The following is a 25,656-nucleotide window of genomic DNA, read 5'->3' as shown; positions in this document are numbered from 1 at the left end:
GTAATCGTCAGGACGCCGAACCGGCCCCGCCGGCCGTGACCGGCGTCCTTCCAACCTCCCCTTCGTGGAGTGGCGTTGACCGGATCTTCCTCCTTCCCTCCCCGCCCGGCCGGGGCCCCGCCCGCCGAGGCCCCGGACGACTGGGTGAACCGTTTCCTGCTCGCCGGCCCGGACGACCAGGAGTGCCTGCGCTTCGGCGCCCCCGTGCACCGCGCCGCGCTGCGCGCCCTGGTCGCCGAGCACGCCGAGCGGCTCGCCGCCGCCGGCCTGTCGCGCGGCGGCACGGCCGCGCTGCGGCTGGCGCCCTCGCTCGGGTACACCGCCGCCCTGCTGGCCTGCTGGCAGCTGGGCGCGCAGGCCGTCCTGCTGGACCACCGGCTGACCGACCGTGAAGTCGCGCTCGCCGTCGAACGGTTGGCACCGCAGGTCCTGGTGGAGTCGGCGCACGGCCCGGCGGCGGCCATGCGCGGTTTCGCCGAGACCGACCCGGTGCCGGTGGCGCTGCCGTACGGCCGCCCGGCCGCGACCGGCCACGCCCTGGTGCAGCTGAGCTCGGGCTCGACCGGCCCGGCCAAGGTGATCGCCCGTACCGCGGCCGACCTGCTGCGCGAACTCGACTGCTACGCGCGGCTGGAGGCGTTCCCGAAGGCCGGCGAGCGGGTCGTCCTGCTCTCCTCGACGGTGCACGTCCTCGGCCTGGTCGGCGGGCTGCTCAACAGCCTGTACGCCCGGGTGCCGCTGACCGTCCCCGCCCGGACCACGACGGCGGGCATCCTGGCCGCGATCGGCGCGGACGACCGGCCGACCACCGTGATCGGTGTCCCGTTCCACGCCGAGCTGCTGGCCGGTGCGGCCGACCCGCCGCCGCTGCCGCAGCTGCGCCGGATGATCGTGGCCGGCGAGCTGGTCCGCCCGGGGCTGCCCGCCGCCTTCACCGCCCGGTACGGCGTGCCGCTGGGCACCATGTACGGGATGACCGAGCTCGGGGTGATCGCCACCGACCTCGACGGCGCCCTGCACCCCGAGGCCGTCCCCGTCCACGGCATGGAGGTGCGCGAGGACGGCGGCGAACTGCACATCGCCATGGCCGCCTCCCCCTACCCCGGCCTCACCGATCCCACCCGCTGGTCGGACGGCCGCCTGCACACCAGGGACGCCGGCCGCGTCGACCCGGCGACCGGCCGGGTCACCGTGCTCGGCCGGCGCGACTCGCAGGTCTCGATCGGCGGCCTCAAGGTCGACCTCAACGAGGTCGAGCACACCCTGGCCGCCCTGCCGGAGGTCCGCGAGGCCGTGGTGGTCTTCGCGGACGGCGCCATCGAGGCCTACCTGGCCACCGAGACCGCCGAAACCGCCGGCGTCACCGATCAGGCCGACGCCGTCCGGGAGGCGCTGACCCGCGAACTGGCCCCCTTCAAACGGCCCCGGCAGCTCACCTTCCTCCCGGCACTGCCCCGCACCGCCACCGGCAAGCTCGTCCGCGACACCGCCGCGCTGCGCGCCGCCGCACCCTGACCGGCCGCACCGCACCGACACCCCGACCCAGTACGAGGAGCACCACCATGCAGGAGCAGATCCGCACGTTCGTCCTCGCGGCACTCGCCGAGATGAACTACGACGTCGACGAGGTCACCGGCGACACCGACCTCGGCCCGGCCGGCCTCGACCTCGAATCGCTGGCCCTCGCCGAGCTCTCGGTCCAGGTCGAGGACGAGTTCGGGGTCAAGTTCGACCTGGACGAGATGGAGACCACCGCGCTGATGACCCTCGACCAGTTCACCGCCGACGTGGCCCGCCGGGTCGCCGCCGGCGCCGCCGCGGCCGGCAGCGCCGCGTGAGCACGCCCGTGCTGCCGGACCGGGACGCGGTCGTGGAGATGCTCGCGGCGTTCGGGCAGCGGGCCGCGAGCAGCGTGCCCGAGACCCTCGGATCGCTCGAACTCACCTGGCTGACGGCCGAGTTCGAGCAGCGCTACGGCATCGAGCTGGAGCTCTCCGACGAACAGTTCGCGGCCGTCCGCACGGTGGACGACGCCGTCGCGGTGCTGCGCACGGCCGTCCTCGCCACCGCCCCGGCCGCCCCCGGCACCGGTGGGGTCGCCCGGCCATGAGTCCCAGCGCACCGCCGGCCGCCCGGCCGGTGTTCACCGGCCTCGGGGTGCTCAGCGCCTTCGGCGCCGGACTCGCCCCGCTGGCGGCCGCGGCCGCCCGGGCCGAGACCGGCTTCGCCGAGGTGACCCGCTTCGACGTCGGCCGGCGCGGCACCCGGCGGGCGGCCCTGCTGCCCGACCCGCCGCCGCTCGCCGACGCGCTGCTCGGCACCGTCGCCGACGCCTGCGAACAGTCCGAACTCCCGCCCGGCGCACCGCTGTTGCTCGCCCTGCACAGCGACCTCCGGACCCGCGGGGTCGCCGAGGAGGTGTCGAAGGGCTCCACCGCCCTCGGCCTGGCCGGGGCGACCCGGGTCTACACCGGCGCCTGCGTGGCGGCCGCCACCGCGGTGGCCGACGCCGCCGCCCTGGTGGCCTCCGGCCGGCACCCCCGGGTGGTGGTCGCGGCCGGGCACCTGGTGGAGCCGGGCGTCTTCGCGGCCTTCGACGCGGGCCGGGCGCTGGCCCGTGACGGCGAGCTGCGGCCGTTCAGCAGCGGGCGCAGCGGCACCCTGCTCGGCGACGCCGCGGTGGCCGTGGTCGTCGAGGCGGAGAGCGCCGCCGCCGCGCGCGGCGTCCGCCCGCTGGCCCGACTGGCGGGCTGGGGCCGCTCCGGGGACGCCCACCACGTGTGCCGTCCGCGGCCCGACGGCGCGGGCGTGGCCCGGGCCGTCCGGTCCGCGCTGGCCCGGGCGGGGGTCGCCCCGTCCGCGGTGGACTACGTCAACGCCAACGGCACCGGTTCGCCGATGTCCGACCTGGCGGAGGCGCGGGCCCTGCGCGAGGTGTTCGGCGAGGCCCTGGCCGCGCTCCCGGTGAGCTCCAGCAAGTCCGTCCACGGGCACGCCCTGGAGGCCTCCGCACTGCTCGAACTCGCCGTCACCATCGGCGCGTTGGACGGCGGACGGCTGCCGGTCAACGCCGGCTGGCTGGGCCCGGACCCGGAGATCGGGCTGAACCTGGTGCTGGCCGGGCCCCGCGCGGACGCCCGTCCGCGCTGCGCGCTGAGCCTCAATTCGGCCTTCGGCGGCGCCAACACCGCACTCCTGGTGGCCGCCGCGTGAATGCCCTGCGCACCCTGGCCACCGCGCACTGGAACCACGGCGAACCGCCGCCCCCGCTGCCCGGCTTCTCGGCCTCGACCTTCAACCCGCTGGTCGCGGCCGTCGCCGAACGCTGCCTCACCGCGCACTACGGCGAGCCCGGGGAGCCGCGCCGCACCGGCCTGCTGCTCGCCAGCGCCGGGGGCGACCGCGCCACCGCGCTGGCCATCGACACCGCCGCCGAGGGGCGCCGGATGCCGCCGCTGCTGTTCTTCCAGTCCAACCCCAACGCCGTCCTCGGGCACGTCGCCGCCCGCTGGGGCCTGACCGGCCCGGTCGTCGCGATCAGCCCCCCGGAGGCCGCCGCGCCCGGTGAAGTCCCGCCGGACGCACTGGAGTTGGCCGCCCTGCTGCTCGCCGACGGCGACGCCGACCAGATCCTGGTGATCGCCGCGGAGCAGGCCGAGCAACCCGCCGGGGAGGCCGGGTGCGCCGACCGGGCCACCGCCGTCCTGGTCGCCGCCGACTGACCGCGCACCCTCATCGACCCCCGTCCGTACGCGTCCCCGGACGCCGCACCGCACCCGCACGGCCAGCGCCGTGGTCCGTGGGAGGGATCCACACCGTGAGCATCCGCAGTATCCGCAGCCTCCTGGCGAACGACCCGGACGTCGGCGCCGGGAACGTGCTGACCCGCCGGATCGCCCTGGGCGCCGGCCTCGACGAGCCGCTGCTGTCCTTCGACACCGCGGTGGACGGCCGCGCCGCCGGGGAGGCCCTCACCCTGCGCGAGGCCGACCGCGCCGTCCGGGCCCGGGCCGCCGCGCTGCACGCCCTCGGGGTCGACCGGCGGGACGTGGTGGTGGTGTACGCGAGCGCCGCCGCCGACCAGGTGCTGTCCTTCCTGGCGCTGGCCCGGCTCGGCGCGATCCCGGCGCTGCTCAACCCCGGCGTGGAGGGCGAGCGCGCGGCCCGCTACATCGCCCGCCTCGGCGCCGCCGGCATCCTCACCGACCCCGCGCACCGGGCCGAACTGGCCGGGCACGACCCGGCGGCCCCGGTGCTCGCCGACGCCGCCGCCCTCGGCGCCGGCGACCCGGACGCGGCGCCCGCGCCGTACCGCCACCACGCGGACGACCCGGTGGCGATCACCCACTCGTCCGGCACCACCGGGATGCCCAAGGCCGTGGTGCACTCGCACCGGAGCCTGTACGCGTCGATCCGGCACCGCGCCACGCTGCCCCGGCCGCAGGGCATCGACCGGGTGCTCAGCGCGCTGCCCGCCGCCCACGCCGCGACGCTGATCGCGCTCAACCTGGCGCTCAGCTTCGACGCCCGCCTGCACCTGATCTCGCAGCAGACCGGCCCGGCCGTGCCGGCGGCGATCGAGGGGTGGCGGCCGCAGAGCGTGTTCGGCTTCGCCACCACCTGGGCCGACCTGGCCCGGCAGGACCTCTCGGCCCGCGACCTGTCCTCGGTCGGCCTGTGGTGGAACACCGGCGACTGCGCGCACGAGGCGCACATCCGCCGGCTGATCGCCCAGGGCTCGCGCGAGACCGTCACCCGCGAGGGCCGGGTCCGCCTGCCGGGCTCGGTGTTCATCGACGGCCTGGGCTCCTCGGAGATGGGCCACTCGCACTTCCACATCACCCACGCCCCCGGCACCGAGAAGTACGGGCGCTGCGTCGGCCGCCCGCACACCTTCGTGGACTGCGAGGTGGTCGGCCCGGACGGCGAGCCGCTCGGCCCCGGCGAGGTCGGCGAACTCGCCACCGACTCACCGACGTTGGCGCTCGGCTACTGGAACGACTCGGTCACCACCTACCGCACCCGGCTGCGCGGCCGCTTCCTCACCGGCGACCTGATGTACCGGGACGAGGAGGGCTACTACTACCACGTCGACCGGCTGGTGGACGCGGTCGACCTCGGCGGCGGCCGGCGGCTGTACACCGCGATGTCCGAGGAGCGGGTGCTGGCCGACGTCCCCGGCGTGCAGGACTGCACGGTCGTCGCGGTGAAGGACGGCGACCGGGTGGTCACCGACGTGCTGCTGATCCTCGCGGACGGCGCCGACCCGGCCGCCGACCGCACCGCGGAGGTGCTCGCCGCGCTCGACGGGCACACCGCCGCCACCGTCCGCTCGGTCCTGGTGGTCGACGACGCGGACATCCCGCTCGGCCCGACCGGCAAGGTCCGCAAGGTCCTGCTGCGCGAGCGCCACCTCGCCGCGACGACCTCGGCCGCCGCCCGATGACCCGGACCGGACGGCCGGGCGCCGTCGTCACCGGCATCGGCCTGGTCACCTCGCTGGGCCGCAGGCCCGCCGAGGTCTTCGAGGCGCTGACCTCCGGGCTCAGCGGCATCACCGCCGTCCCGGAGGGCCACGTCGCGCACGGCTGGCTGCCCGCCGCCGGGATCGCCCCGCACATCGACGGCCGGGAGGTGCTGCCGCCGACCGAGACCCGCTGCGTCGACCGCTTCGTGCTGCTGGCGATGGCCGCCGCGGACGACGCACTGGCCGACGCCGGGCTGCTGGTCGGCCGGGACGTCGACGCCCGCCGCACCGCCGTGGTGCTGGGCACCGGCGGCGGCGGCCTGGAGACCTACGAGCAGCAGGCGCAGCGCCGCCAGGAGCGCGGCCGGCCCGGCGTCAGCCCGTACCTGCTGCCCGGGATGCTCTCCAACATGGCGACCGCCCGGGTCGCCATCAAGCACGGCGTCCGGGGCTTCAGCACCTCGATCGTGACGGCCTGCGCGGCCGGCGCCCAGGCGGTGGCCGAGGGGCTGCGGCTGATCCGGGCCGGCGACGCGGACGTGGTGGTGTGCGGCGGGACGGATGCCTCGCTGCACCCGACGATCGTCTCCGCGTTCACCAACGCCCGTGCACTGTCCCAGGGTTGGGACGACCCGGCGCAGGCTTCGCGGCCGTTCGACGTCCGCCGCAACGGCTTCGTGCTGGGCGACGGCAGCGCCGTGCTGGTGCTGGAGAGCGCCGCGCACGCCGAGGCCCGCGGCGCGGCGGGCTACGCCGAGCTGATCGGCTGGGGCTCCAGCACCGACGCCCACCACCCGACCATGCCGCGCCCGGACGGCGCGGGCGCGGCCGACGCGATGCGCGCCGCCCTCGCCAATGCCGGGCTGGACGCGTCCGACATCGGCTACGTCAACGCGCACGGCACCGGCACCAGGCTCGGCGACGTCGCCGAATCGGCCGCGCTGAACGCGGTGTTCGGCGCGCACCGGCCCGCCGTCAGCTCCACCAAGGGCGCCACCGGCCACCTGCTGGGCGCGGCCGGGGCGGTGGAGGCCGCCGTCACCGCGCTGGCCGTGGCCCGCGGCCTGCTCCCGCCGACCCTCAACCTGGACGAGCCGGACCCGGCGTGCGACCTGGACCACGTCCGCGGCGCCGCCCGCCCGGCCCAGCTGCGGGCCGCGCTGAGCAACGCCTTCGCGTTCGGCGGCCACAACACCAGCCTGGTCTTCGGGCCGACGCCCATCCGCGCCGCCGAATAGCCGCCGCGGCCCGCCACTTCGCCTTCTCCGCTTCCAACTCCGGCTCCCGGGAGTCCCGTTGACCATCCAGACGATCACCCATGTCGAGTACCACTGCGCCGATGTCGGGCAGACCGCCGCCGAACTCCGAACCGGCTTCGGCTTCCGCCGCGACGCCGAGCAGCCGGTGTGGCAGCCCGGGGTGCGGACCGTCCACCTCCACCAGGGCAGCATCCGGATGCGGCTGTACTCCAGCGAGATCGCCGACCACCCGGTGGCCCGCTACGTCGAGCGGCACGGCGAGGGCGTCGCCGTACTGGCGCTCGGCTGCGCCGACCCGCTGGCCGCGCTGGAGCGCGCCGAGCGGCACGGCGCCGAGGTGCTGGACCGGGACGGGGCGCTGATCGCCGGGTTCGGCGACACCGCGCTGCGCTTCGTCCCGCTGCCCGACGCCCCGGAGCCGGCCGGCGGCGAACTGCTGGACGCCCTCGACCACGTCGCGATCTGCGTCCCCGCCGGGCAGTTGGCGGCGGCCGTGCGGTTCTGCGAGGCCGCGCTCGGCATGCACCGGATCTTCGGCGAGTACATCGCGGTCGGCGAGCAGGCGATGGACTCCGGCGTGGTGCAGAGCCCCTCCGGGGACGTCACCTTCACCCTGATCGAACCGGACACCGGCCGCCGGGCCGGGCAGATCGACACCTTCCTCGCCGACCACGACGGCGCCGGCGTCCAGCACCTCGCCTTCCGCACCGGCGACATCGCCACCGCCGTCCGCACCGCGAGCTCGCACGGCGTCGAGTTCCTCACCACCCCGGGCGCCTACTACGACAGCCTGGCCGAGCGGCTCGGCGACACCGCGATCCCGGTGCGGACGCTGCGCGAACTGAACGTCCTGGTCGACCAGGACCACGGCGGCCAGCTGTTCCAGATCTTCGCCCGCTCCACCCACCCGCGGCGGACCTTCTTCCTGGAGCTGATCGAGCGCCAGGGCGCGGGCACCTTCGGCACCGCCAACATCAAGGCCCTGTACGAGGCCGTCGAGCGCCAGCGCGCCGCCGCCTCCGCCTGACCCACCCGCCCCGCACCCGTCCTTCCGAGGAGGAGCACCCCGTGACCACCGTGACCGAGTTCGAGCTGACCGCGGCCGAGCGCGCCCTGCTGCCCACGCCCGAGGAGGTGGCCGGCTACCGCGAGCACGGCTGGTACCTCTCCCGGAAGCTGTTCACCGACCGGGAGATCGACACCCTCCAGGCCGCCACCGACGCGTACTACGAGGGCCACCGCGACCGCACCCTCGCCGTCCGGCCGCCGAACCTGGCCGCCTGGGAGCCCGCCCACGGGCCGGTCCAGCGGCACAACGACTACGTGCACCACGAGAGCGACGCGATCGCCGCGATCCTGCGCAAGCCGCTGGTCGGCGCCGTCGCCGCGGTGCTCGCCGGGGCCGAGGAGATCCGGGTCTTCCAGTCGACCCTGATCCTCAAGCCGCCGGTGCCCGAGGAGCCCTCCAACCAGGTGCCGTGGCACTTCGACAAGCACTACTGGCACACCTCGTCCTCGGACGACATGCTGACCGCCTTCATCCCGTTCCACGACTGCGGGGAGGAGAACGGCACCATCACCATGGTCGACGGCAGCAACCGCTGGCAGGAACTGCCCTCCGGCGAGGACGCCACCCGGCACTTCGCCCAGCGCGACCGCGCCGAGCTGGAGTCGATCCTCGCCGCCAACGCCGCCCACAACGGCGCCGAGGTCCGCAAGGTCCCGGTGGTCATCCCGCGCGGGCACGTCAGCTTCCACCACTGCCGCACCTACCACGGCAGCGGCGCCAACCTGGCCGACTTCCCGCGCCGGGCGATCTCGCTGCACCTTCAGGACGGCGCCAACGAGTACCGCCACGCCACCCGCCCGGACGGCACCCCCGCCTCCTACAACCACGACGTGCTGGTCCGCCGCACCGCCGACGGCCGCCCCGACTACGCCGACCCCGACATCTGCCCGGTCGTCTGGCGGGGAGCCCTGTGACGGGCCCGGCCCGCCCCGGCTCCCACGGCCCCGGCCCCGACGGTCTCGACTCCCCCGCCGGGCGGTACCGGATGCTGCGGCTGATCCGCGGCTTCGAGGAGCTCGCGCTCGACCTGGTGAAGTCCGGGGAGATCGCCGGCGGCATCCACCCGTACATCGGGCAGGAGGCGGTGGCGGTCGGCGTCTGCGCCGCGCTGCGCCCGCAGGACCGGATCACCTCCACCCACCGCGGCCACGGACACGTGCTCGCCAGGGGCGCGGCCCCGGACCGGCTGCTGGCCGAACTCCTCGGCCGCACCGGCGGGTTGAACAGGGGCCGGGGCGGCTCGATGCACGCCGCCGACTTCTCGCTCGGCATCCTCGGCGCCAACGGCATGGTCGGCGCCGGCGGCCCGATCGCGGTCGGCGCCGCCTGGTCCGCCCGGCAGGCCGACGAGGACCGGGTCGCCGTGGCGTTCTTCGGCGACGGCGCGCTCAACCAGGGCGTCCTGCTGGAGTCCTTCAACCTGGCCGCGATGTGGCGGCTGCCGGTGCTGTTCGTCTGCGAGAACAACGGCTACGCCACCACACTGCCGGCCGCCACCTCGGTGGCCGGCGGCGCCACCGGCCGGGCCGCCGCCTTCGGAATCCCCGCCGTCGAGGTGGACGGGATGGACACCGAGGCCGTCCGCGCGGCCGCCGCCGAGGCCGTCGAACGGGCCTCCTCCGGCGGTGGTCCCGGCTTCGTCGAGTGCCGCACCTACCGCTTCGAGGGTCACCACACCATGGAACGGCTGATGAAACTGCACTACCGCACCCCGCAGGAGATCGCCGACTGGCGCAGCCTCGACCCGCTGCCGCGCGCCGCCGCACTCCTGCCGCCCGGCCTCGCCGCGCAGCTGGACGCCTCGGTCGCCGAACAGCTCGACGCGGCAAGGGAGTTCGCGCTCGCCTCCGAACAGCCGGACCCGGCCGGGGCGTTGGACCACCTCTACGCCGACGGGCTGCGCCCGAGGGCGGGGGCGAGGACATGAGGCTCTCCTACACCAAGGCGCTCAACCGGGCCCTGGCCGACGCCCTCGCCGAGGACCCGGCGGTCTGCGTCTTCGGCGAGGACATCGGCGCCGGCCTGGCCGGCCCCACCCTCAACCTGCTCGACCGGTTCGGCCCCGGCCGGATCGTCGACACCCCGCTCTCCGAGCAGGCCTTCACCTCGATGGCCATCGGCGCCGCGCTGACCGGACGGCGACCGGTGATCGAGTTCCAGATCCCCTCGCTGCTCTTCCTGGTCTTCGAGCAACTCGTCAACCAGGCCCACAAGTTCTCCCTGATGACCGGCGGCCAGGCCGGTGTGCCGCTCACCTGCCTGGTGCCGGGCTCCGGCTCCCGGGACGGCTGGGCCGGCCAGCACTCCGACCACCCCTACAGCCTCTTCGCGCACGCCGGGATGAAGACCGTCGTCCCGGCCACCCCCACCGACGCCTACGGGCTGCTGCGGTCGGCGATCGCCGACCCGGACCCGGTGGTGGTGTTCGCCCCGGCCGGCGCCCTGCCGGTGCGGGAGACCGTCACCTGGGAGCTGGCCCCCGTCCCGCTGGGCGCCGCCCGCATCCACCGCGCGGGCACCGACGTCACCGTGGTCGCCGTCGGCCACCTGGTGCACGACGCACTGGCCGTCGCGGAGGACCTCGCCCCGGAGATCTCCGTCGAAGTGTTCGACCCGCGCACCCTCCACCCCTTCGACTGGACGGCCCTGGCCGAGTCGCTGGAACGCACCGGCCGGCTCGTCGTCGTCGACGACTCCAACCGGAGCTGCGGCATCGGCGCCGAGGTCCTCGCCACCGCGGCCGAGGAGATGCGCCTGGTCGCCCCGCCCCGGCGGATCACCCGCCCGGACGGCACCGTGCTGCCGTTCGCCCGCCCGCTCGACCGCGCCCTGCAACCCCACCGCGACCAACTGCGCGACGCCGTCCGCTCCGTCATGAAGACCGGCTCCCGGCACGACGAGGACCCGGCCCGTTGAACCGGACAGCCGAACTCCGCTCCCTCACCCCCGCGCTGCGCTCCGCCCTGACGGCGTCCACCGACGACCGGATCTTCTACGATCTGGCCGGCATCGCCCGCCGCTACGCCGCCCTGCTGGACGAACTGCCGGGCGTCGCCGTCCGGTTCGCCATGAAGGCCTGCCCGGTGGACGAGGTGCTGACCGAACTGACCGCGCTCGGAGCCGGTTTCGACGCCGCCGGACCGGACGAGATCGCCCAGGCCCTGCGCACCGGCGTGCCGGCCGGCCGGGTGCACTTCGGCAACACCGTCAAATCGGACCGGGGCATCGCCGAGGCGTACCGCCTGGGCATCCGGGACTTCGCCACCGACAGCCTCTCCGACGTCACCGCGATCGCCCGACACGCCCCGGGATCCCGGGTGTTCTGCCGACTCGCCACCAGCGGCGAGGGCGCGCTCTGGGGCCTGAGCCGCAAGTTCGGCTGCTCGGCGGCGGACGCCGTCCAGGTGCTGACGGCCGCCCGGGACACCGGGCTGACCCCCGCCGGGCTCTCCGTGCACGTGGGTTCGCAGCAGCTGACGTCCGAGGCCTGGACGGCGGCCTTCGAACTGCTCGGCGACGTGCTGATCGAGCTCGAACAGCACGGGATCGGGCTGGACCACATCAATCTCGGCGGCGGCCTGCCCGCCCTGGGGTACGTCGACCGGCACGGCACCGCCCTCGACCCGCCGCTCGACGAGATCTTCCGGACCGTCCGGCAGGGCATCGACCGGCTGCGCCGACTGCACGGCGGCCGGCTGGACTTCGTGGTGGAACCCGGCCGCCACCTGGTCGCCGACCAGGGCGCGATCCGGGCGCACGTCTACCGGCTGACCTCCCGCCGGCAGCCGGGCGGCGAGCGGGAGCACTGGCTGTTCCTGAGCTGCGGAAAGTTCAACGGGCTGTACGAGATGGACCAGTTGCAGTACCGGCTGGTCTTCCCGACCCACCCGGACCCGGAGTACGTCCCGGCCGTGGTGGCGGGCCCGACCTGCGACAGCGACGACGCGTTCCCGAACGGGCCCGCCACCGGCCGGGTGCCGGTGCCCCGGGCGGTGGCCTCCGGCGACCCGGTGTGGATCCTCTCCAGCGGCGCGTACGCCGTCAGTTACCTCACCCAGGGCTTCAACGGCTTCGCCCCGCTGCCGTACACGGTGCTCCCGGCCGACGCCGGGCTCCCGGACGGACCGGCGCCGGCGGCCCGCTCCGACGACGGCGCCCTGCACCTCGCGGGGCGGGCCGGCGGGGCCTGACCCGGAGCCGGGGCGCCGGTCGCCCGTCAGGCGAAGGCCGCGGCGTGGTCGGCCGCCCAGGTCCGGAACGGCCGCGGTCGCTCGCCGGTCAGCCGCTCGAAGGTCGGGTCGACCGTCGCCTTGAGCCCGCGGGCCTGCCGCACGGCGCTCTCCAGCAGCGCCTCCACGATCGGGGCCGGATAGCGCCGCGACCATTGCGCACGGGCCTGATCCAGCGTCAGTTCCTCGACGTCGAGCGGGCGTTGGATGACTTCGGCGAGGTGCGCCGCCTGCTCGGCCGGGGTGACGGCCTCCGGCCCGGTCAGGGAGTGGATCCGGCCGGCGTGGCCCGGCCCGGTCAGGGCCGACGCCGCGATCCGGGCGACGTCGCGCGGATCCACGCACGCGTTGCCCGAGCCGGGGTTCAGGGACCGGACCACCCCCTCCGCGCGGACGGACGACGCCCAGGCGAGGCTGTTCGACATGAAGGCCCGCGGGCGGAGGAAGGTCCACTCCAGGCCGGACCCGCGGATCAGTTCCTCGTTGGCCCGCTGCCAACGGGTGATCAGATCGTCCGCGTCCTCCTCGCCGACGGCGAAGGCGGACAGCTTCACCACCCGGCGCACCCCCGCCGCGGCCGCCGCCGCCACGAACCGTTCGTCGTCCGGCTGGGTGGGGTCGTTGGTCACCAGGAACGCCGCCCGGACGCCTTCGAGCGCCCGGAGCAGCGCGTCGCGGTCCGCGTAGGCGGCCGTGGCGACCTCGACGTTCTCGACGCCGGGGCCCGACAGGGCCAGTCGCGCCGGGTCCCGGACGAGCACCCGCACCGGCCGGGTCGGCACCAGCAGTCGGGCCACCTCGCGGCCGATCGTCCCGGTGACGCCAGTCAGAAGAATCACAGCGCACATTCCCGTCATTGGAAGGAATCCGGCGCCGTGCCAACGGGATCGAGGGGATACCGGTGGAGCAACCGGGATCTGGAGAATACAGAAGAGTAGCAACTGTTTGCCATACGACGGTTGACGGTGCATTTCCTCTGCCCGTATGCGCAGACCCGCTGCCCGTATACGCAGACCCGCCCGCTGCGCGTACCGCCCGGCCGGGGCGTCCCCCACACTCGGACCTCGTACTGGCCCGAGGTTACTGCGAGTTGGACACGAGCCAAAATCAAGAAACGAGCAGTAGACACCGCCGTGCGCCTTTTGCCCCCCACCGCCTGCCCCGGTCCCACGGGTGCGCTCCGCGCCCTTTGGGCCTGGAAGGCAAGGAAATCGAGGTATTCGGAACAATGACGCATGCAGCACTGACGTCCGAAATTCCGGACGTGTCCCGAAGCAGTCTGCTCGGCCCCGTTCGGCCGTCGAACGGCGGGGACGGCTGGCTGGCCGGCCTGACGGTCGACCAGAGCGATCCGTTCTTCTTCGACCACCCGCTCGACCACGTTCCCGGCATGCTGCTGGTCTGCGCCATGGCGGACTTAGTGGTGGTCGGCGCCCCCGTACCCGCGGCGGGCCGGGTCGAGGCGGCGATCTCGTTCCGCTCGATGGCCGAGCTCGGACCGGAACTGGAGCTGTGCGTGGGCCCGTTCGAGGACGGGCGGCACGCGGTACGAATAGCGCAGGAGTCGGAGCTCGTCGCCGACGGCTGGGTGGCGATCTCGTCGGCGGCCGCGCCCGCCTGGCCGGTCCGCCCCGACCGGACCGGGCATCCGCCCGCACAGGCGTCACTGGTGCACCGGGTGCGCCCGGAGAACGTGATGATCGGCGATCCCTCCGTGGCCGACGGCCTGGTCACCGCCGCCGTGGTGCCCCCGGCCGAGAGCCACGCGATGAGCGGCCGACGCCCCGGCGTCCACCGGACGGAGGCCGTCGTCGAGGCCGGCCGGCAGCTGTCCACCTGGCTGACCCACCGTACGGGCGGCTGGTCGCTGGACACCCAGGTCCTGCTGCGCGGAGTCGCCGTCGACCTGCCGCTCGGACTACCGCACTCGCTCCCGCTGGCGCTGCGCTGGCAGACGGTGCCGATCTCCGCCAGCCGCACCGAGTTCCGGTTCGACCTGATCGCCGGTGGCGACGCGGACGGCGACGACGGCCAGGTGGTCGGCTCGCTGACCTTCACGGGCAAGATCATGCGGCCCGAGGTGTACGCCCGCTTCCGGTCGGCGAGTCGGAGCGCCCGATGAACCAGCGTGCCGTCGTGCTCTGCCTGCGCGCCCTGCTGCCGGTGGCGTCCGCCGCGATCGTCGTCGCGATCGTGCTGCTGCTCACCGCGGACGGCCCCGCGCCGCACCTGGTGGCGGCCCTGTTCGCCTCCGCCTATCTGCTGTGGATCCTGGCCGAGGCCCGGATCAGCGTGCGGCACCCGTCGCAGAGTGCCGCCGAGAACAGCACCCTCCTGCCGTACGCGCTCAGCCGGGCCGGCACCGCGATGGCCGCGGTGCTGTGGCCGCTGCCGTGGGACCGGTGGTCGCCGTGGCTGATCGCGCCGATCGCGGTGTCCGCCGGCGCGGTCGCGCTCCGGCTGGTGGCGATCCGCACCCTGGGCCGGTTCTACTCGCACCACGTGGTCCGCTACTCGGACCACTCCATCGTCAGCACCGGCCCGTACCGGTTCGCGCGGCACCCCGCCTACACCGGGATGCTGCTGGCCAACGCCGGGTTCGTCGCGTTCTTCCTCAACCCGCTGAGCGTGCTGATGTTCGTCGCGCTGTGCACGTGCGTCATCTGGCGGATCCTCGTCGAGGAACGGGTGCTGTGGGTCGTGCCCGGCTACCCCGACTACGCGAGCGGGCGGGCCCGCCTCATCCCGGGAGTGTGGTAGCCGTGGAGCTCGTTCTGAACGGACCGGCCCTGGCCGATCCCGCGACGGTGGGACACAAGTTCGCCCGGCAGTACGCGATGAGCCGGGCCGGACTGCCCGTGCCCGGGTTCTACTGCGTGAGCGCGGAGGCGTTCCCGGCCTCGGAGCGGACCGCCGCCGCGTTCCCCGGACCGGAGGCGACCACCGAGGAACTGGTCGACTGGGCGGCGGCGGCCCGCGCCCGCATCCGCGCCGGCGGCGTGCCGGCCGCACTGGCCGAGCAGGTGCTGGCCGAGTTCGACGAACTGACGGACGGCACAGGCCTGGTGGCCGTCCGGGCCTGCGTGGCGGCGGCAGCCGACGGCGCCGGCGAGGACGGCGCCGACGATCCGTTCGCCGGCCTGTCCGACAGCTTCCTGTACGTGGACCGCGACGCCGTGCTCGCCCGGATCGTGGACTGCTGGGCCTCCGCGTACAACCCCGAGGCCGTGCTCTACCGGGTGCGCCGGGGCGTCGATCCGACGGCGGCCCGGGTCGCCGTCGGCGTGCAGCGCATGGTGCCGGGCGTCCGGTCGTTCGTGGTGTTCACCCGCGACCCGCGCAGCGGCGCCGACCGGCGGGTGATCGCCGCCGCGCACGGCATCGGCGAAGGCATCGTGCAGGAGAAGGCGGACATCGACCACTTCTTCGTGGACGGCCCGACCGGCGCGATCGAACGCGACACCGTCCGCAAGTCCGTCATGGTCGGCCTGGTCGCGGACCGGCCCGGCGACGGACCGGTCCCGCTCGCGGTGCCCGCCGAACTCGCGGACCCGCCGGTGCTCACGGACGCGGACGTGCGCCGGATCTGCGCCCTGGCCGCCGAGGCGGCGGAACTCTTCGGCGGGCCGCAGGACGTCGAGGGCGCCATCACCGCGGACGGCCGAATCCACCTGGTGCAGTCCCGGCCCGTGGTGGTGGCCGCCCCGCAGAACACCGGCACGCAGAACAGCGGCACGCGGGACGCCGGCACTCGGAACACCGGCGCGCGGGACGCCGAACGGCCCGGTGCCGAACGGTCGGACGCCGATCAGCCGGACGCCGGCCGGCGAACGCCGTGGACCAACCACAACCTCACCGAGAGCTTCCCCGGCCTGACCAGCGCCCTGACCTACTCCCAGGCCCGCGTCTTCTACCGGATGGGGTTCACCGACTTCTACCGGCGCTTCGGCGTGAGCGGGCAGTCCCTGCGGCAGAACCAGTACCACCTCAGCCGCATGATCGGTTACCTGGACGGCCGGGTGTTCTACCGGCTGGACGCCTGGTACGCGCTGCACAGCCAGGTCCCCGGCTTCGCACTGATGCGACCGCTGTGGGAGCGCTCGCTCGGGCTCACCGAGCGGACCGGCGTGGTCCATCCGGAGCACCGCAGGCCGTGGGCGACCGTCCTGCCCGCCCTCCCGCGGCTGGTCTGGATGTACGCCCGGCAGCCCGCGCGACTGCGCCGCTTCCTGCGTTGGTGGGACGCCCTGGCGGCCGACTCGGCGTCGCTGGAGCACTGCTCGACCGACGAACTGATCGCCCGCTACCGGCGGATGTGGGCCGAGGCCGAACAGCGGTGGGGCACCACGATGGTGACGACCTACTTCACGCTGGCCGCCCTCGCGTCCGCCAACGCGCTGCTGAACCGCTGGGTAGCCGGCGGCTCCGCGCTGCTGCCGCGGCTGCTCGGCGGCGGCAAGCCCAACCGCACCCTCGCATCCGTCCGTTCGTCCATCGCACTGGCCGAACTGGCCGCCGCCCGGCCCGAGTTGCGTGACGCCGTACTGGAGCGGCCGGAGCGCGAGGTCTGGGCCGAGATCGTGGACGGCCGGTACGGCGCCGACATCGAGGCCGCCTTCAGGAAGCACCTGACGACCTACGGCGACCGCGCGCTGCACGACCTGAAGCTGGAGGCGCGCACCCCCCGCCAGGAGCCGTGGATGATCCTGCCGACCCTGCGGCCGTTCATCACCCAGGGCCTGACCGTCGCGGCCAACCTGGCCGACGAGGCGCGGGCCGGGGCCGAGGCGCGGCAGGCGCTGCGCGAGGCGTGCCCCAACCCGCTGCCCCGAGCCGCGCTGGGCGCCGCACTGGCGTCGCTGCGGTTCTCGGTCAAGGCCCGCGAGGACACCCGGTTCTGCCGCAGCCAGCTGTACGGCATCTCCCGTGAGGTGCTGTGGCGACTGGGCGACCGGCTGGTCGCCGCGGGAATGCTCGACGACACCGCCGACCTGGTGCACCTGCACGTGGAGGAAGTCCTCGGCGCGTTCGACGGCACCCTCACCGAGACCGACCTCCGCGCCGTCGTGCTCCGGCGCAGGGCCGAGCTGGACCGGTCCGCCGAGAAGGCCGAGCCGCCCGCGTACTTCACCGTGCCCGCCGATGTCCCGGTGCCCGTCGCACTGACGTCGCGTCAGGACACCCACCGCGCCGCGGGCCAGACCGAGGACGGCGTACTGCGCGGCCTGGCGTCCAGCAGCGGCCGGGTCCGGGCCCGCGCCAAGATCGTGCGGGACGCCTCGGTCCCTCCGCAGTCCTGCACGGACCGCATCCTCATCGCCAAGGAGACCGATCCGGGCTGGCTGGCGCTGATGATGGCGGCCAAGGGCATCGTCGTCGAGCGCGGCAGCCTCATCTCGCACACGGCGATCAGCGGCCGGCTGCTGGGCATCCCGACCGTGGTCGCCGTGCCCCGGGCCCTCACGGCCGTCCCGGACGGCGCCTGGGTGGAGTTGGACGGCGACACCGGAACGGTGCGCCTGCTGTCCGAGGCCGAAGCCGCAGCCGAAACCGCAGCCGCAGCCGCAGCCGAGGCAGTGACCCGAGCAGGGACGGAGTAGCCGTGCGCGTGCCCGGCCCAGATCACCTGCCTCCCCTCCCGGAACACCGGGAGTCCGCCAACGTTCAAGGAGACGATGTGCACGTCCACCAGTGGATCGACCTGATCGGGGAACGCTGGAAGGCCCGCGACCCGCAGGCCATCGCCGAGCTGTTCACCGAGGACGCCTCGTACCACCAGGGCCCTTACGGCACCGCCCACGTCGGCCGACCGGCGATCGCCGAGCACTGGACCACCACGCTGTCGCGGCAGACCGATCCGATCGTCTGGTTCGGCACCCCGATCGCGTCCGGCGACCGCGCCAGCGTCGAGTGGTGGTGCATCCTGCACGACCCCGCCACCGGCGCACCCCGGACCGCCGCGGGCTGCCTCGCGCTGCGCTTCGCCGAGGACGGACGCTGCGCGAGCCTGCACGAGTACTGGCACAGCGACCCGGACGCCGGACGCGAGCCCGCCGAGGGATGGTTCGCGTGACCGACCGGACCGCGCACCGCCCCGCCGGACCCGACGCCGGACCCGACGCCGGATCCGACCCCGCTTCCGCCTCCTCCGCCGCCGCGTGCCCGCACTTCCCGCTCGCCGACCGACCGGGCGTCAGCCTGGACCGCGAGTACCTCGCCCTCTTCCGCGGCGAGCCGCTGGTTCCGGTCCGGATGGCCGGCGGCCGCAGCGCGCTGCTGGTCACCCGCCACGCCGACGTCAAAACGGTGCTGTCCGATCCGCGCTTCAGCCGGGAGGCCTGGGCCAACGGCACCCTGTTCGCCCGGAAGTCGACATCGCTCGCCCTGGTCACCAGCGACGCCCCCACGCACACCCGGCGCCGCAGCGAGGTCCAGTTCCGGTTCACCCACCGCCGGGCGGAACAGGACCGGCCCCGCATCGCCGAGATCGCCGAGGAACTGCTCGACCGCCTCGAATCCGGCGGCCAAACGGCCGACCTGATAGCCGAGTTCACCACCCCCTACCCCTACCGGGTGATCTGCGACATGCTCGGCGTCCCGATCGCCGACCTCGACCTGCTGCTGCCGCAGGTGACCGTCATGATGTCCGCCGGCCGGTTCCCGGCCGACCAGGTCGACGCCGCCCACCGGGCCATGTACGCCTACTTCTTCGAGCAGGTGGCGCAGCGGCGGCAGGCGATCGGGGCCGGCGAGCCCGGCGACGACCTGCTCACCTCGCTGCTCACCGCGCCCGAGGGGAGCCGGCTCAGCGACGAGGAGATCGTCGTCTTCGGCTTCGGCCTCATGATGGCCGGCGGCGAGACCACCGCCACGCACCTCGCGATGTGCGTGCTCCAGGTGCTGCGCACCCCGGGGCTGGCCGACTCGCTCCGCCGTGACCCGTCGACGATCCCCGCCGTGGTCGAGGAGTTGCTGCGCTGGGTGTGGTTCGGCGGCACCGGCGGCCAGCCGCATGTGACGCTCGAAGCGGTGGAGTTGGCCGGGACGGTCGTCGAGGCCGGGCAGGTCGTCGTCCCGCTCACGGACTCGGCGAACCGGGACGAGGACGTGTTCGCCGATCCCGACGAGTTCCGCCCCGACCGCGCGGCCAACCCGCACCTGGGCTTCGGGTACGGCCGGCACCTGTGCCTCGGCGCCGCCCACGCCCGGGTGGAGCTCCAGGAAGGCCTGGCCGCGATCCTGCGCCGCCTCGACCGCCTCGAACTCGCCGTGGACGAGACGGAACTCGACTGGCGCACCCGGATGTTCATGCGCGGGGTGTGGACGCTGCCGGTGCGGTGGCGGACGACGGGGGACGCGACGTGATCCGCCGCTGGGCCCGCTACGTGGCCGGCAGCTACCCCCCGGTGCGTTCGGTGCTGTTCGCCTGGGCCTGGGCCTTCGGCGTCACCGGACTGTTCGCCGCGGTCCAGCCGCACAGTCCGCCCTGGCGGCCCGGTGCGGACACCGTCGTCGCCGCGGTGACACTCACCGTCATGCTGCTGATGCACCGCGCCGCGGACGACTTCCGGGACCTCGACTACGACCGCCGGCACAACCCCCGGCGGCCGTTGGCGAGCGGCGCGGTGAGCGTCCGCGACCTGGCCGTGCTGTGCGCGGTGGGGTCGGTGGTGGTGCTGGCACTCAACGTGGACAACCCCGTCGCGCTGGCCCTGATGGCCGGCCAGCTCGTCTACTGCGCCATCGTGCTCTCCCTCCACCACTGGCTGCGCTGGCCCTCCGGGGACCGGCTGCTGCTCAGTCTGGCGGTCAGCTATCCGGCGCCGCTGCTGCTCCACCTCTACCTCTACGCCCGCTACCTGCACACCACTTCGCTCTCCCCGGACCGGCACGGAGTGCTCGCCGTGGTGATCCTCGTGTTCGCCTCGGTCCACCTGGAGCTGGCGAAGAAGATCACCCGAATCCGTCGGCCCGGTGAGCGCAGCTACGTCGACATCTTCGGCCTCGCCGGCACGATCGGCATCGCCCTCGCCGCCCCGGTCCTCTCCGCCGCGCTCCTGATCACCGGGGCCCGGTCGACACCCACCCTGGTGCCACTGGCGGTCCTCCCCCTCCTGCTGCCCGCCCTCGCCGGCCGGCAGTTCTGGCGAAAACGGGCTCCCCGCTGGTCCCCCCTCGCCCCGGGGCTCTACCAACTGGCCGTCTTCATCTGCTACTTCATGCTCGGCCTGAGCTACTGACAACGCATCACCGACCACCACACGGCCGACCCGGCCGGCGGTACTCCCGCCGGCCGGGTCGGCCGTTTCAGTTCGATCACCTACGGTCTCTCCGCCCGACCGGCCAGGTTGTCGCTAGGCTGCGAGTGATCGGCTGTGATCGATCGGCCGTGACGGAGCAGCGCTGTGGTGCCGGTGTTCGATGCGGGCTCCACAGCCGGGGGCCTTGGGGGTGTGCGATGTATCCGCTGGGACTTGGTACGGCGTCGTGGTGGTGGCTGGCGGTCCTGACGACGGTGGTGTTCTGGGTGCTCCTGGTGCCGAAGATGCCCACCCGCACGCATCGGATCAGCACCGCGTCGGTGCCGCTCGCGATGGCACTCTTCGGGGTCGGCAGCTACTTCGGGAAGCACATGGAAGCGGCCACGGTGCTCGCCATGTACTCGTTCGCGATGGCGTGCTTCCCGGTGGGCATCGTCGGCCACCGCAGGAAGCTGGCGCGTCGGTTGATGGAGGCGAAGGAGAAGGGCGAGTCGGAGGACGAGGCGGCTCCGCCCGCCATGCTCGCGCAACTCCTCGCGTCGATCACCGTGTTCGGCGTCCTGGCGTTGTGGGTCACCCGGTAGCCCGGTTCGTCCCCGACCCCGCGGCACCGTCCCCGTGTTCCGCGGGCCCGTGTTCCGCGGGCCCGTGTTCCGCGTCCCTGTGTTCCGCGGGCCCCGGGGGCAGTCCCGGATCGGTGGCCGTGACCGGCGGCGGCGTCGTCCTAGGATGCGAACCATGGACAGGATCACGCCGACAGACGGAGGGCTCATACCGATGGCGACCCGACGAACCCGCTGGCAGGAGGCGGGAAACAGTGGAAACTTCGGCAAGCGGTTCGCCGAGCTGGTCTCCTCCGGCAAGGACATCGACGGCGAAGCCCGACTCGCCGACACGCTCCTGCCCCGCGGCGGCCGGGTGCTCGACGCGGGCGCGGGCATGGGTCGGGTAGCCGCGGCGCTGCTGCGGCGGGGGCACGACGTGGTCGCGATCGAGCCCGACGGGGCACTGGTCCGGCAGGCCCGGGAGACCTACCCCGGACTGCCGATCGAGGAGCGCGACATCCTCGACCTCGCCCCCGGCGACGGCCCGTTCGACCTGGTCGTCTGCGTGGGCAACGTCATGGTCTACCTGGCCGAGGGCACCGAACGCGAGGCCCTGCGCGCGATGCGCTCCGTGCTCGGCGAGAACGGCCGGATCCTGGTCGGCTTCCACCTCCGGGACGCACCCGCCCACGCCCGCGCCTACACCCCGGCGGAGTTCGAGGCGGACCTGACGGACGCCGGACTCCGCGTCGACCTGCGGGCGGGCAGCTACGAGCTGCACCCCGCGAACGACTCCTATGGCGTCTGGGTCCTGAGCCCCGCCCAGGGCTGACCCCGACTCCCCGGGGGCGCCGTCGACCAGTGCTTGTCTCCGGCGCCGGGGCGCGCGGAGCGCGAGTCGGGCGAGGGGGTCGGTGACGCGGCGGCGGACACCGGCGTCGCTGTCCTGAGCTGCCAGGTCGGTCGTCCCGGTGCGCGGCTCGCCGTCCGCGTCCGTGGGACGCTGCCCGTCGATGCCCGGTTCCTGGCCTGCGGGCCCTGGCACGCGCTCTCGCCGCGCGGCGGGAGCAGGCCCTGGCGCGCGCTCTCGCCGTGCGGCGGGTTTCCGCGGCCGGTACAACCTTCTTGCCGGTTCGGTGGTCCAACCCTGCGGTACCGGAAGGGAGTTGTGTTCTCCTTCCCGGTCGATTCCGTCACCCGTCGCAGTGTTGGAGGATCGTCATGACCGATTCCGTTCCCGCCGCCAGACCCCGCCTCCGGGCCGTTCCACCCGCCGTCACGGCCGGGCTGCTCGTCGCCGGGCTGCTCGTAGCGGCACCGGGTGTGGCCCGGGCCGAACAGATCCCGCGCAGCACGCCGCGCTTCGAGCTTCGCAACCAGGCGACCGGTAAGTGCCTGGAAGTCGCGGACTGGCGGACCGACGCGGGCGCCCCGGTGCGCGAGTGGACCTGCCACGGCGGGGACAATCAGCTGTGGACGGTGAGCAGCAACAACTTCACCGTGAACGCGCACAGCGGCATGTGCCTGGACATCCCGGGGTCCAGCACGGTGTGGGGCACCCAGGTGATCCAGTGGAAGTGCGGCGAGCGGCCCGCGCCCGCCAACCAGGACTGGGGTGTGCCCGGCGTCAACTCGCCCTCGGTCGGCCCGATCGACGCTCTCGGTCTGGTCCTGGACGTACCGGGCTTCAACTCCGCCGACGGCACCCCCGTGGTCACCTGGGGCTACAACGGCGGCCTCAACCAGACCTGGATCGGGCTCATGCCCCGGGTCAACTTCTGACGCCGTTCCCCTGACGTCCCGTCGTCCCGGACCGTCGTGGCCGGGACCGCCGCACCGGCCCACCCCGCTCCGGGGCGGGCCGGTGCCACCCGGTGTCGCCGACCCGGCCCCGGGCGCCTGCCGCCCGCCCGGGTGCGGGCCCGCCCGCGAAATACCCCGCCGCCCTTCTACCATGCCGGGGAATTGGCGTTATATCACTCGATCGCGTGATCGGCCTGGCATTTGAACGCGCCCTCAGGGCAAGATCCTCATCGGCGCACGAAGACGGCCATTCTTCTCCTCGAACAAAAAGAGAGTCCCGGGTCACCATGACAATGCCGCAGCGACGGCACGTGCGGCGCATCGGCCCGGTGGATCAAGTGTTCCTGGACCTGCGCCCGGGCCTGACCGCCGGATTCATTCTGGAATTCGCCGGAAGCCTCCCCGACACAGTCGCCCTGCATGCGCGCATTCGCGATCGGGCATCAGAACTCCCCACCCTCGGCCTCACCTTTCCGGATTCCGCACGAGCGAGAAGGTGGCGCGTCGGCACTCCGACCGCCTCGATCACCTTCTCCCACCGGCCGGACATCTCCGGCGAGGAATCCCTTCGCGGCGCGATCACCGAACTCTTCGACCGCCCGTTCCCGGCCGCACCGGATCCGCAGTGGGACATGCTGTTCCTTTCCGGCTACAGCGCGCACCGGTTCACGGTGATCTACCGCGCGAACCATGCCCTCCAGGACGGAGTCGGCATGGTCCAGAACCTCCAGGCCCTGCTCGGCGATCCGCAGGACGGGCCGCTGGGGCTGCGCCCCGGACGCCGGCCGACCGCGCGCGCGGCGATCAACATCGTCCGGGACGTCGGCGCCACCCTGGAGAACGCGCGGACGGGCGCGGTCGACGACCCTCGGACTCCGCTGAAGTGGCACTTCAGGGACATCGACCGGTCGTTCCTGGCGGCTGCGGCGAAGCGCCGGGGCGTCACGGAGAACGACCTGTGCCTCGCCACGCTCGCCCGCGCCGCCCGGGCCGTCGGCATGCCGCACCCGACGCTGCTCGTCCCGATGTCGACCCGTCGCCCTTCCGAGCGGTACGCCCCCGGAAATTTCACGGCCGGGTACCTCCTCCGGATTCCGGCCGAAGCCCCGGTGTCGCCGGACGACATGCTCCGGGAAATCCACCGGCAGACCAGCCGGGCCCGCCGGACGAATGAACGGGACACCCGACGTGCCGTTCTGTCCCTGCTCCCGAACGCAATCGCCCGAAGAGCGGCCAGGCCGGTCATCGTGAACGTCCGACTGACCGCGAGTTCCGGGTCCCTCCCGAATCTGGAAATCGGCGGAGCCCCATTGGTGGGCGCCAGCATGGCGCATTCCGCTCCCTCCTCCATCGCACTCGACGCCTACGTGTCGTTCGCCACCACCGGAACGAATGTCCGATGCGCGGTCTTCCACCGGAAGGACCTGCCCGGCGAATACCTCGTCGAGACATTCCGCAACCTCGCCCTCGACCTGCATCAGCACGAACCGAATCGCGAGTCCCTCCTCGGCTCATGACGGCGAAAGCCCGTGCCGACGAAACCCGCGAAAACGAAAGAAAGTGGAGCAGCCTTCATGCGACCCGTCGCCCTGGTCACCGGGATCTCAGGAGTCCTCGGCTCGGCCGTGGTTCCGGCCCTGGCCCAGTCGTTCGAAATCGTGGCCCTGACCGGACGCCGCCCGATCGACCTTCCGTGCCGGCAGGTCGGTATCGACCTGCGGGCCCCGCGGCTGGGGCTGGACGCCGCCGCGTTCAAGGCACTCGCCCAACAGGCCGACGTGATCGTCCACTTGGCCGGCAACGTCCGCTACACCGCCTCCGCCGAGGACCTGCACGCGGTCAACGAGGGCGGCGCGGCACAGATGGTCGCCCTCGCCGAGGCGGCCGGCAGCCCGCTGCTCTACGCGTCGACGGCCTTCGCGGCGCGTCACACCCAGGCCGCCCGGGAGGCCTCGGTCGGCGCGGTGTGCTCCTCGCGGCCGTCCGCCTACCACCGGTCGAAGGCCGCCGCCGACGATCGGATCCGGTCCTGCACCCAACCCTGGTCGATCATCCGTCCCTCGATCGTCATGGGTGACTCGCTGGACGGCGCGATGCCCGAGCTGCAGAACATGCACCAGATCATGATGTTCATCGCCGCCGGGCTGCCGGCGATCTTCGCCCGGCCCGACCAGCGGGTGGACATGGTCCCGCGCGACCATGTCGCGGCCGCCGTCAACGCGTTGGCCCGGTTGGCCGTGGAGGGGTCGCCGCTGCCCGGCGAGTACTGGGCCACCGCAGGCCCGGCCGCCCTGACCGCCGCCGAATGGATCGACGTCCTCGGCGCCTCGGTGACCGCCGCCGGCCTGCCCTTCCAACGCCCCGCCCTGCTGGACCCGTTCACCACCGACCTGACGGACTACCCCCAGTGGGAGACCACCCGGCGGTCCGTGCGGCGGGCGCTGGGCAACCTCTACGTGAGCGCGCTCGCACTCGGCGACGGCGACGCCTTCCCCGCCTCCACGCTGCCCGAGAGCCTGCGCGTGCCGGAGATCGACCCGGCCGCCGCCCGCTCCCTCTTCGCGAACGACATGGCCTGGCTGCTCCAGAAGCGCATCGTCCCCGGCCCCAGGCACCACGAGCCCGCCACCGCGGCAAGCCCGGCGGCCTAGCGGACCGTCCGCCCGGCCGGCGCGTATGTGCGCCTGTCCTCGGGCCGCCGGTCGGCGGACCGAAGCGGTGCGGCCCGGCTCTCGACGGTTCCGAGGGCCGGGCCACACCGGTGAAACCGGGCTTGGTCAGGGGCAGTGGACGGTGAAGGTGCCCTCGTGGGTGCCGGCCACGCTGCTGCCCCAGTTGCCGAGAATGTCCTTCATCTGGACGCCGTAGTAGCTCCACACCGTCCAGCTGCCTTCCTGGCAGGGGAACCGGCTGCTCTCCGACGCGGCCGAGCTCGAACCGGAAGCGCCGGGGAAGTCGCCCTGGTACACGGTGCCGTCCGGTGCGGTGACCTTGTAGGAGCTGGGCTCCCAGATCCGACAGCC

The 25,656-nt window shown here is 73.8% G+C and carries 25 protein-coding genes; 23 read left to right on the top strand and 2 right to left on the bottom strand.

Annotation, left to right across the window (positions count from 1 at the left end; genetic code table 11):
- Nucleotides 1-69 precede the first annotated feature (69 nt).
- The 12 genes from ACIQF6_RS00425 (at nt 70) to ACIQF6_RS00370 (ending at nt 11,985) form a co-directional block, all read left to right on the top strand.
- The gene (locus ACIQF6_RS00425; RefSeq protein WP_400888284.1) at nt 70-1,515 is read left to right on the top strand and encodes a class I adenylate-forming enzyme family protein; all 1,446 of its coding nucleotides are present in this window, start codon (nt 70-72) and stop codon (nt 1,513-1,515) included.
- A 47-nt stretch (nt 1,516-1,562) separates the two neighbouring features.
- Nucleotides 1,563-1,838 carry an acyl carrier protein gene (locus ACIQF6_RS00420; protein WP_400888282.1) on the top strand — a complete coding sequence of 92 codons (276 nt, stop codon included), beginning with the start codon at nt 1,563-1,565 and terminating at the stop codon, nt 1,836-1,838.
- Nucleotides 1,835-2,110 (top strand): acyl carrier protein, encoded by a 276-nt coding sequence (locus ACIQF6_RS00415; RefSeq protein WP_400888281.1) that lies wholly within the window; start codon nt 1,835-1,837, stop codon nt 2,108-2,110. The genes ACIQF6_RS00420 and ACIQF6_RS00415 overlap by 4 nt, the downstream gene beginning before the upstream one ends.
- On the top strand, nt 2,107-3,213 hold the full coding sequence (locus tag ACIQF6_RS00410; protein WP_400888279.1) for a beta-ketoacyl synthase N-terminal-like domain-containing protein: 1,107 nt from the start codon (nt 2,107-2,109) through the stop codon (nt 3,211-3,213). The genes ACIQF6_RS00415 and ACIQF6_RS00410 overlap by 4 nt, the downstream gene beginning before the upstream one ends.
- Entirely contained in the window at nt 3,210-3,722 is a 513-nt protein-coding gene (locus ACIQF6_RS00405) for a beta-ketoacyl synthase N-terminal-like domain-containing protein (protein ID WP_400888277.1), read from the top strand. The genes ACIQF6_RS00410 and ACIQF6_RS00405 overlap by 4 nt, the downstream gene beginning before the upstream one ends.
- Before the next feature lie 95 nt (nt 3,723-3,817).
- Entirely contained in the window at nt 3,818-5,446 is a 1,629-nt protein-coding gene (locus tag ACIQF6_RS00400; RefSeq protein WP_400888275.1) for a class I adenylate-forming enzyme family protein, read from the top strand.
- Nucleotides 5,443-6,705, top strand: coding sequence for a beta-ketoacyl-[acyl-carrier-protein] synthase family protein (locus ACIQF6_RS00395; protein ID WP_400888273.1), 1,263 nt, complete (start codon nt 5,443-5,445; stop codon nt 6,703-6,705). The genes ACIQF6_RS00400 and ACIQF6_RS00395 overlap by 4 nt, the downstream gene beginning before the upstream one ends.
- A 58-nt stretch (nt 6,706-6,763) precedes the next feature.
- Nucleotides 6,764-7,753 carry a 4-hydroxyphenylpyruvate dioxygenase gene (hppD, locus tag ACIQF6_RS00390; RefSeq protein ID WP_400888271.1) on the top strand — a complete coding sequence of 330 codons (990 nt, stop codon included), beginning with the start codon at nt 6,764-6,766 and terminating at the stop codon, nt 7,751-7,753.
- A gap of 41 nt (nt 7,754-7,794) precedes the next feature.
- On the top strand, nt 7,795-8,709 hold the full coding sequence (locus ACIQF6_RS00385) for a phytanoyl-CoA dioxygenase family protein (protein WP_400888269.1): 915 nt from the start codon (nt 7,795-7,797) through the stop codon (nt 8,707-8,709).
- Nucleotides 8,706-9,722 carry a thiamine pyrophosphate-dependent dehydrogenase E1 component subunit alpha gene (locus tag ACIQF6_RS00380; RefSeq protein ID WP_400888268.1) on the top strand — a complete coding sequence of 339 codons (1,017 nt, stop codon included), beginning with the start codon at nt 8,706-8,708 and terminating at the stop codon, nt 9,720-9,722. Before ACIQF6_RS00385 ends, ACIQF6_RS00380 begins: the two co-directional genes overlap by 4 nt.
- On the top strand, nt 9,719-10,711 hold the full coding sequence (locus ACIQF6_RS00375; RefSeq protein ID WP_400888266.1) for an alpha-ketoacid dehydrogenase subunit beta: 993 nt from the start codon (nt 9,719-9,721) through the stop codon (nt 10,709-10,711). The genes ACIQF6_RS00380 and ACIQF6_RS00375 overlap by 4 nt, the downstream gene beginning before the upstream one ends.
- On the top strand, nt 10,708-11,985 hold the full coding sequence (locus ACIQF6_RS00370) for a type III PLP-dependent enzyme (protein ID WP_400888264.1): 1,278 nt from the start codon (nt 10,708-10,710) through the stop codon (nt 11,983-11,985). Before ACIQF6_RS00375 ends, ACIQF6_RS00370 begins: the two co-directional genes overlap by 4 nt.
- Before the next feature lie 26 nt (nt 11,986-12,011).
- On the opposite strand, the gene ACIQF6_RS00365 is transcribed toward ACIQF6_RS00370, so the two are convergent.
- Complete coding sequence (locus ACIQF6_RS00365) at nt 12,012-12,863, bottom strand: NAD(P)H-binding protein (protein WP_400888263.1); 852 nt, start codon at nt 12,861-12,863, stop codon at nt 12,012-12,014.
- A 425-nt stretch (nt 12,864-13,288) separates the two neighbouring features.
- Here ACIQF6_RS00365 and ACIQF6_RS00360 point away from each other — a divergent pair, with 425 nt between their 5' ends.
- The 11 genes from ACIQF6_RS00360 to ACIQF6_RS00310 all read left to right on the top strand — a co-directional run bounded on the left by ACIQF6_RS00360 (nt 13,289) and on the right by ACIQF6_RS00310 (nt 25,284).
- Nucleotides 13,289-14,146 carry an AfsA-related hotdog domain-containing protein gene (locus ACIQF6_RS00360; protein ID WP_400888261.1) on the top strand — a complete coding sequence of 286 codons (858 nt, stop codon included), beginning with the start codon at nt 13,289-13,291 and terminating at the stop codon, nt 14,144-14,146.
- A complete protein-coding gene (locus ACIQF6_RS00355; protein ID WP_400888259.1) occupies nt 14,143-14,784 on the top strand; it encodes a methyltransferase family protein in 642 nt (213 codons plus the stop codon). Before ACIQF6_RS00360 ends, ACIQF6_RS00355 begins: the two co-directional genes overlap by 4 nt.
- Before the next feature lie 2 nt (nt 14,785-14,786).
- Nucleotides 14,787-17,624 carry a PEP/pyruvate-binding domain-containing protein gene (locus tag ACIQF6_RS00350; RefSeq protein WP_400888257.1) on the top strand — a complete coding sequence of 946 codons (2,838 nt, stop codon included), beginning with the start codon at nt 14,787-14,789 and terminating at the stop codon, nt 17,622-17,624.
- 77 nt (nt 17,625-17,701) lie between these two features.
- The gene (locus tag ACIQF6_RS00345) at nt 17,702-18,097 is read left to right on the top strand and encodes a nuclear transport factor 2 family protein (protein ID WP_400888256.1); all 396 of its coding nucleotides are present in this window, start codon (nt 17,702-17,704) and stop codon (nt 18,095-18,097) included.
- The gene (locus ACIQF6_RS00340; protein WP_400888254.1) at nt 18,094-19,389 is read left to right on the top strand and encodes a cytochrome P450; all 1,296 of its coding nucleotides are present in this window, start codon (nt 18,094-18,096) and stop codon (nt 19,387-19,389) included. The genes ACIQF6_RS00345 and ACIQF6_RS00340 overlap by 4 nt, the downstream gene beginning before the upstream one ends.
- The gene (locus ACIQF6_RS00335) at nt 19,344-20,264 is read left to right on the top strand and encodes a UbiA family prenyltransferase (RefSeq protein WP_400888251.1); all 921 of its coding nucleotides are present in this window, start codon (nt 19,344-19,346) and stop codon (nt 20,262-20,264) included. Before ACIQF6_RS00340 ends, ACIQF6_RS00335 begins: the two co-directional genes overlap by 46 nt.
- A 218-nt stretch (nt 20,265-20,482) precedes the next feature.
- Nucleotides 20,483-20,869 carry a hypothetical protein gene (locus ACIQF6_RS00330; RefSeq protein ID WP_400888249.1) on the top strand — a complete coding sequence of 129 codons (387 nt, stop codon included), beginning with the start codon at nt 20,483-20,485 and terminating at the stop codon, nt 20,867-20,869.
- 193 nt (nt 20,870-21,062) lie between these two features.
- Nucleotides 21,063-21,662 (top strand): class I SAM-dependent methyltransferase, encoded by a 600-nt coding sequence (locus ACIQF6_RS00325; RefSeq protein WP_400888247.1) that lies wholly within the window; start codon nt 21,063-21,065, stop codon nt 21,660-21,662.
- Between the two features lie 389 nt (nt 21,663-22,051).
- On the top strand, nt 22,052-22,612 hold the full coding sequence (locus tag ACIQF6_RS00320; protein ID WP_400888246.1) for an RICIN domain-containing protein: 561 nt from the start codon (nt 22,052-22,054) through the stop codon (nt 22,610-22,612).
- A 308-nt stretch (nt 22,613-22,920) separates the two neighbouring features.
- A complete protein-coding gene (locus ACIQF6_RS00315; protein ID WP_400888244.1) occupies nt 22,921-24,150 on the top strand; it encodes a hypothetical protein in 1,230 nt (409 codons plus the stop codon).
- Between the two features lie 57 nt (nt 24,151-24,207).
- A complete protein-coding gene (locus ACIQF6_RS00310; protein ID WP_400888242.1) occupies nt 24,208-25,284 on the top strand; it encodes an SDR family oxidoreductase in 1,077 nt (358 codons plus the stop codon).
- Nucleotides 25,285-25,410: 126 nt separating this feature from the next.
- Here the strand turns inward: ACIQF6_RS00310 and ACIQF6_RS00305 are convergent, their stop codons facing one another.
- The gene (locus ACIQF6_RS00305; RefSeq protein ID WP_400888240.1) at nt 25,411-25,602 is read right to left on the bottom strand and encodes a hypothetical protein; all 192 of its coding nucleotides are present in this window, start codon (nt 25,600-25,602) and stop codon (nt 25,411-25,413) included.
- Nucleotides 25,603-25,656: the final 54 nt, after the last annotated feature.

The organism is Kitasatospora sp. NPDC092948 (assembly GCF_044754805.1).
Lineage (GTDB): Bacteria > Actinomycetota > Actinomycetes > Streptomycetales > Streptomycetaceae > Kitasatospora.
The sequence above is the reverse complement of the archived record's forward strand: the minus strand, read 5'-3'. Positions and strand labels throughout refer to the sequence as shown.

Coding starts and splice junctions, on each gene's coding strand:
- ACIQF6_RS00420 (WP_400888282.1), top strand. CDS start 1,563: ATGCAGGAGCAGATCCGCACGTTCGTCCTCGCGGCACTCGCCGAGATG.
- ACIQF6_RS00410 (WP_400888279.1), top strand. CDS start 2,107: ATGAGTCCCAGCGCACCGCCGGCCGCCCGGCCGGTGTTCACCGGCCTC.
- ACIQF6_RS00395 (WP_400888273.1), top strand. CDS start 5,443: ATGACCCGGACCGGACGGCCGGGCGCCGTCGTCACCGGCATCGGCCTG.
- ACIQF6_RS00375 (WP_400888266.1), top strand. CDS start 9,719: ATGAGGCTCTCCTACACCAAGGCGCTCAACCGGGCCCTGGCCGACGCC.
- ACIQF6_RS00355 (WP_400888259.1), top strand. CDS start 14,143: ATGAACCAGCGTGCCGTCGTGCTCTGCCTGCGCGCCCTGCTGCCGGTG.
- ACIQF6_RS00330 (WP_400888249.1), top strand. CDS start 20,483: ATGTATCCGCTGGGACTTGGTACGGCGTCGTGGTGGTGGCTGGCGGTC.
- ACIQF6_RS00325 (WP_400888247.1), top strand. CDS start 21,063: ATGGCGACCCGACGAACCCGCTGGCAGGAGGCGGGAAACAGTGGAAAC.
- ACIQF6_RS00320 (WP_400888246.1), top strand. CDS start 22,052: ATGACCGATTCCGTTCCCGCCGCCAGACCCCGCCTCCGGGCCGTTCCA.
- ACIQF6_RS00315 (WP_400888244.1), top strand. CDS start 22,921: ATGACAATGCCGCAGCGACGGCACGTGCGGCGCATCGGCCCGGTGGAT.
- ACIQF6_RS00310 (WP_400888242.1), top strand. CDS start 24,208: ATGCGACCCGTCGCCCTGGTCACCGGGATCTCAGGAGTCCTCGGCTCG.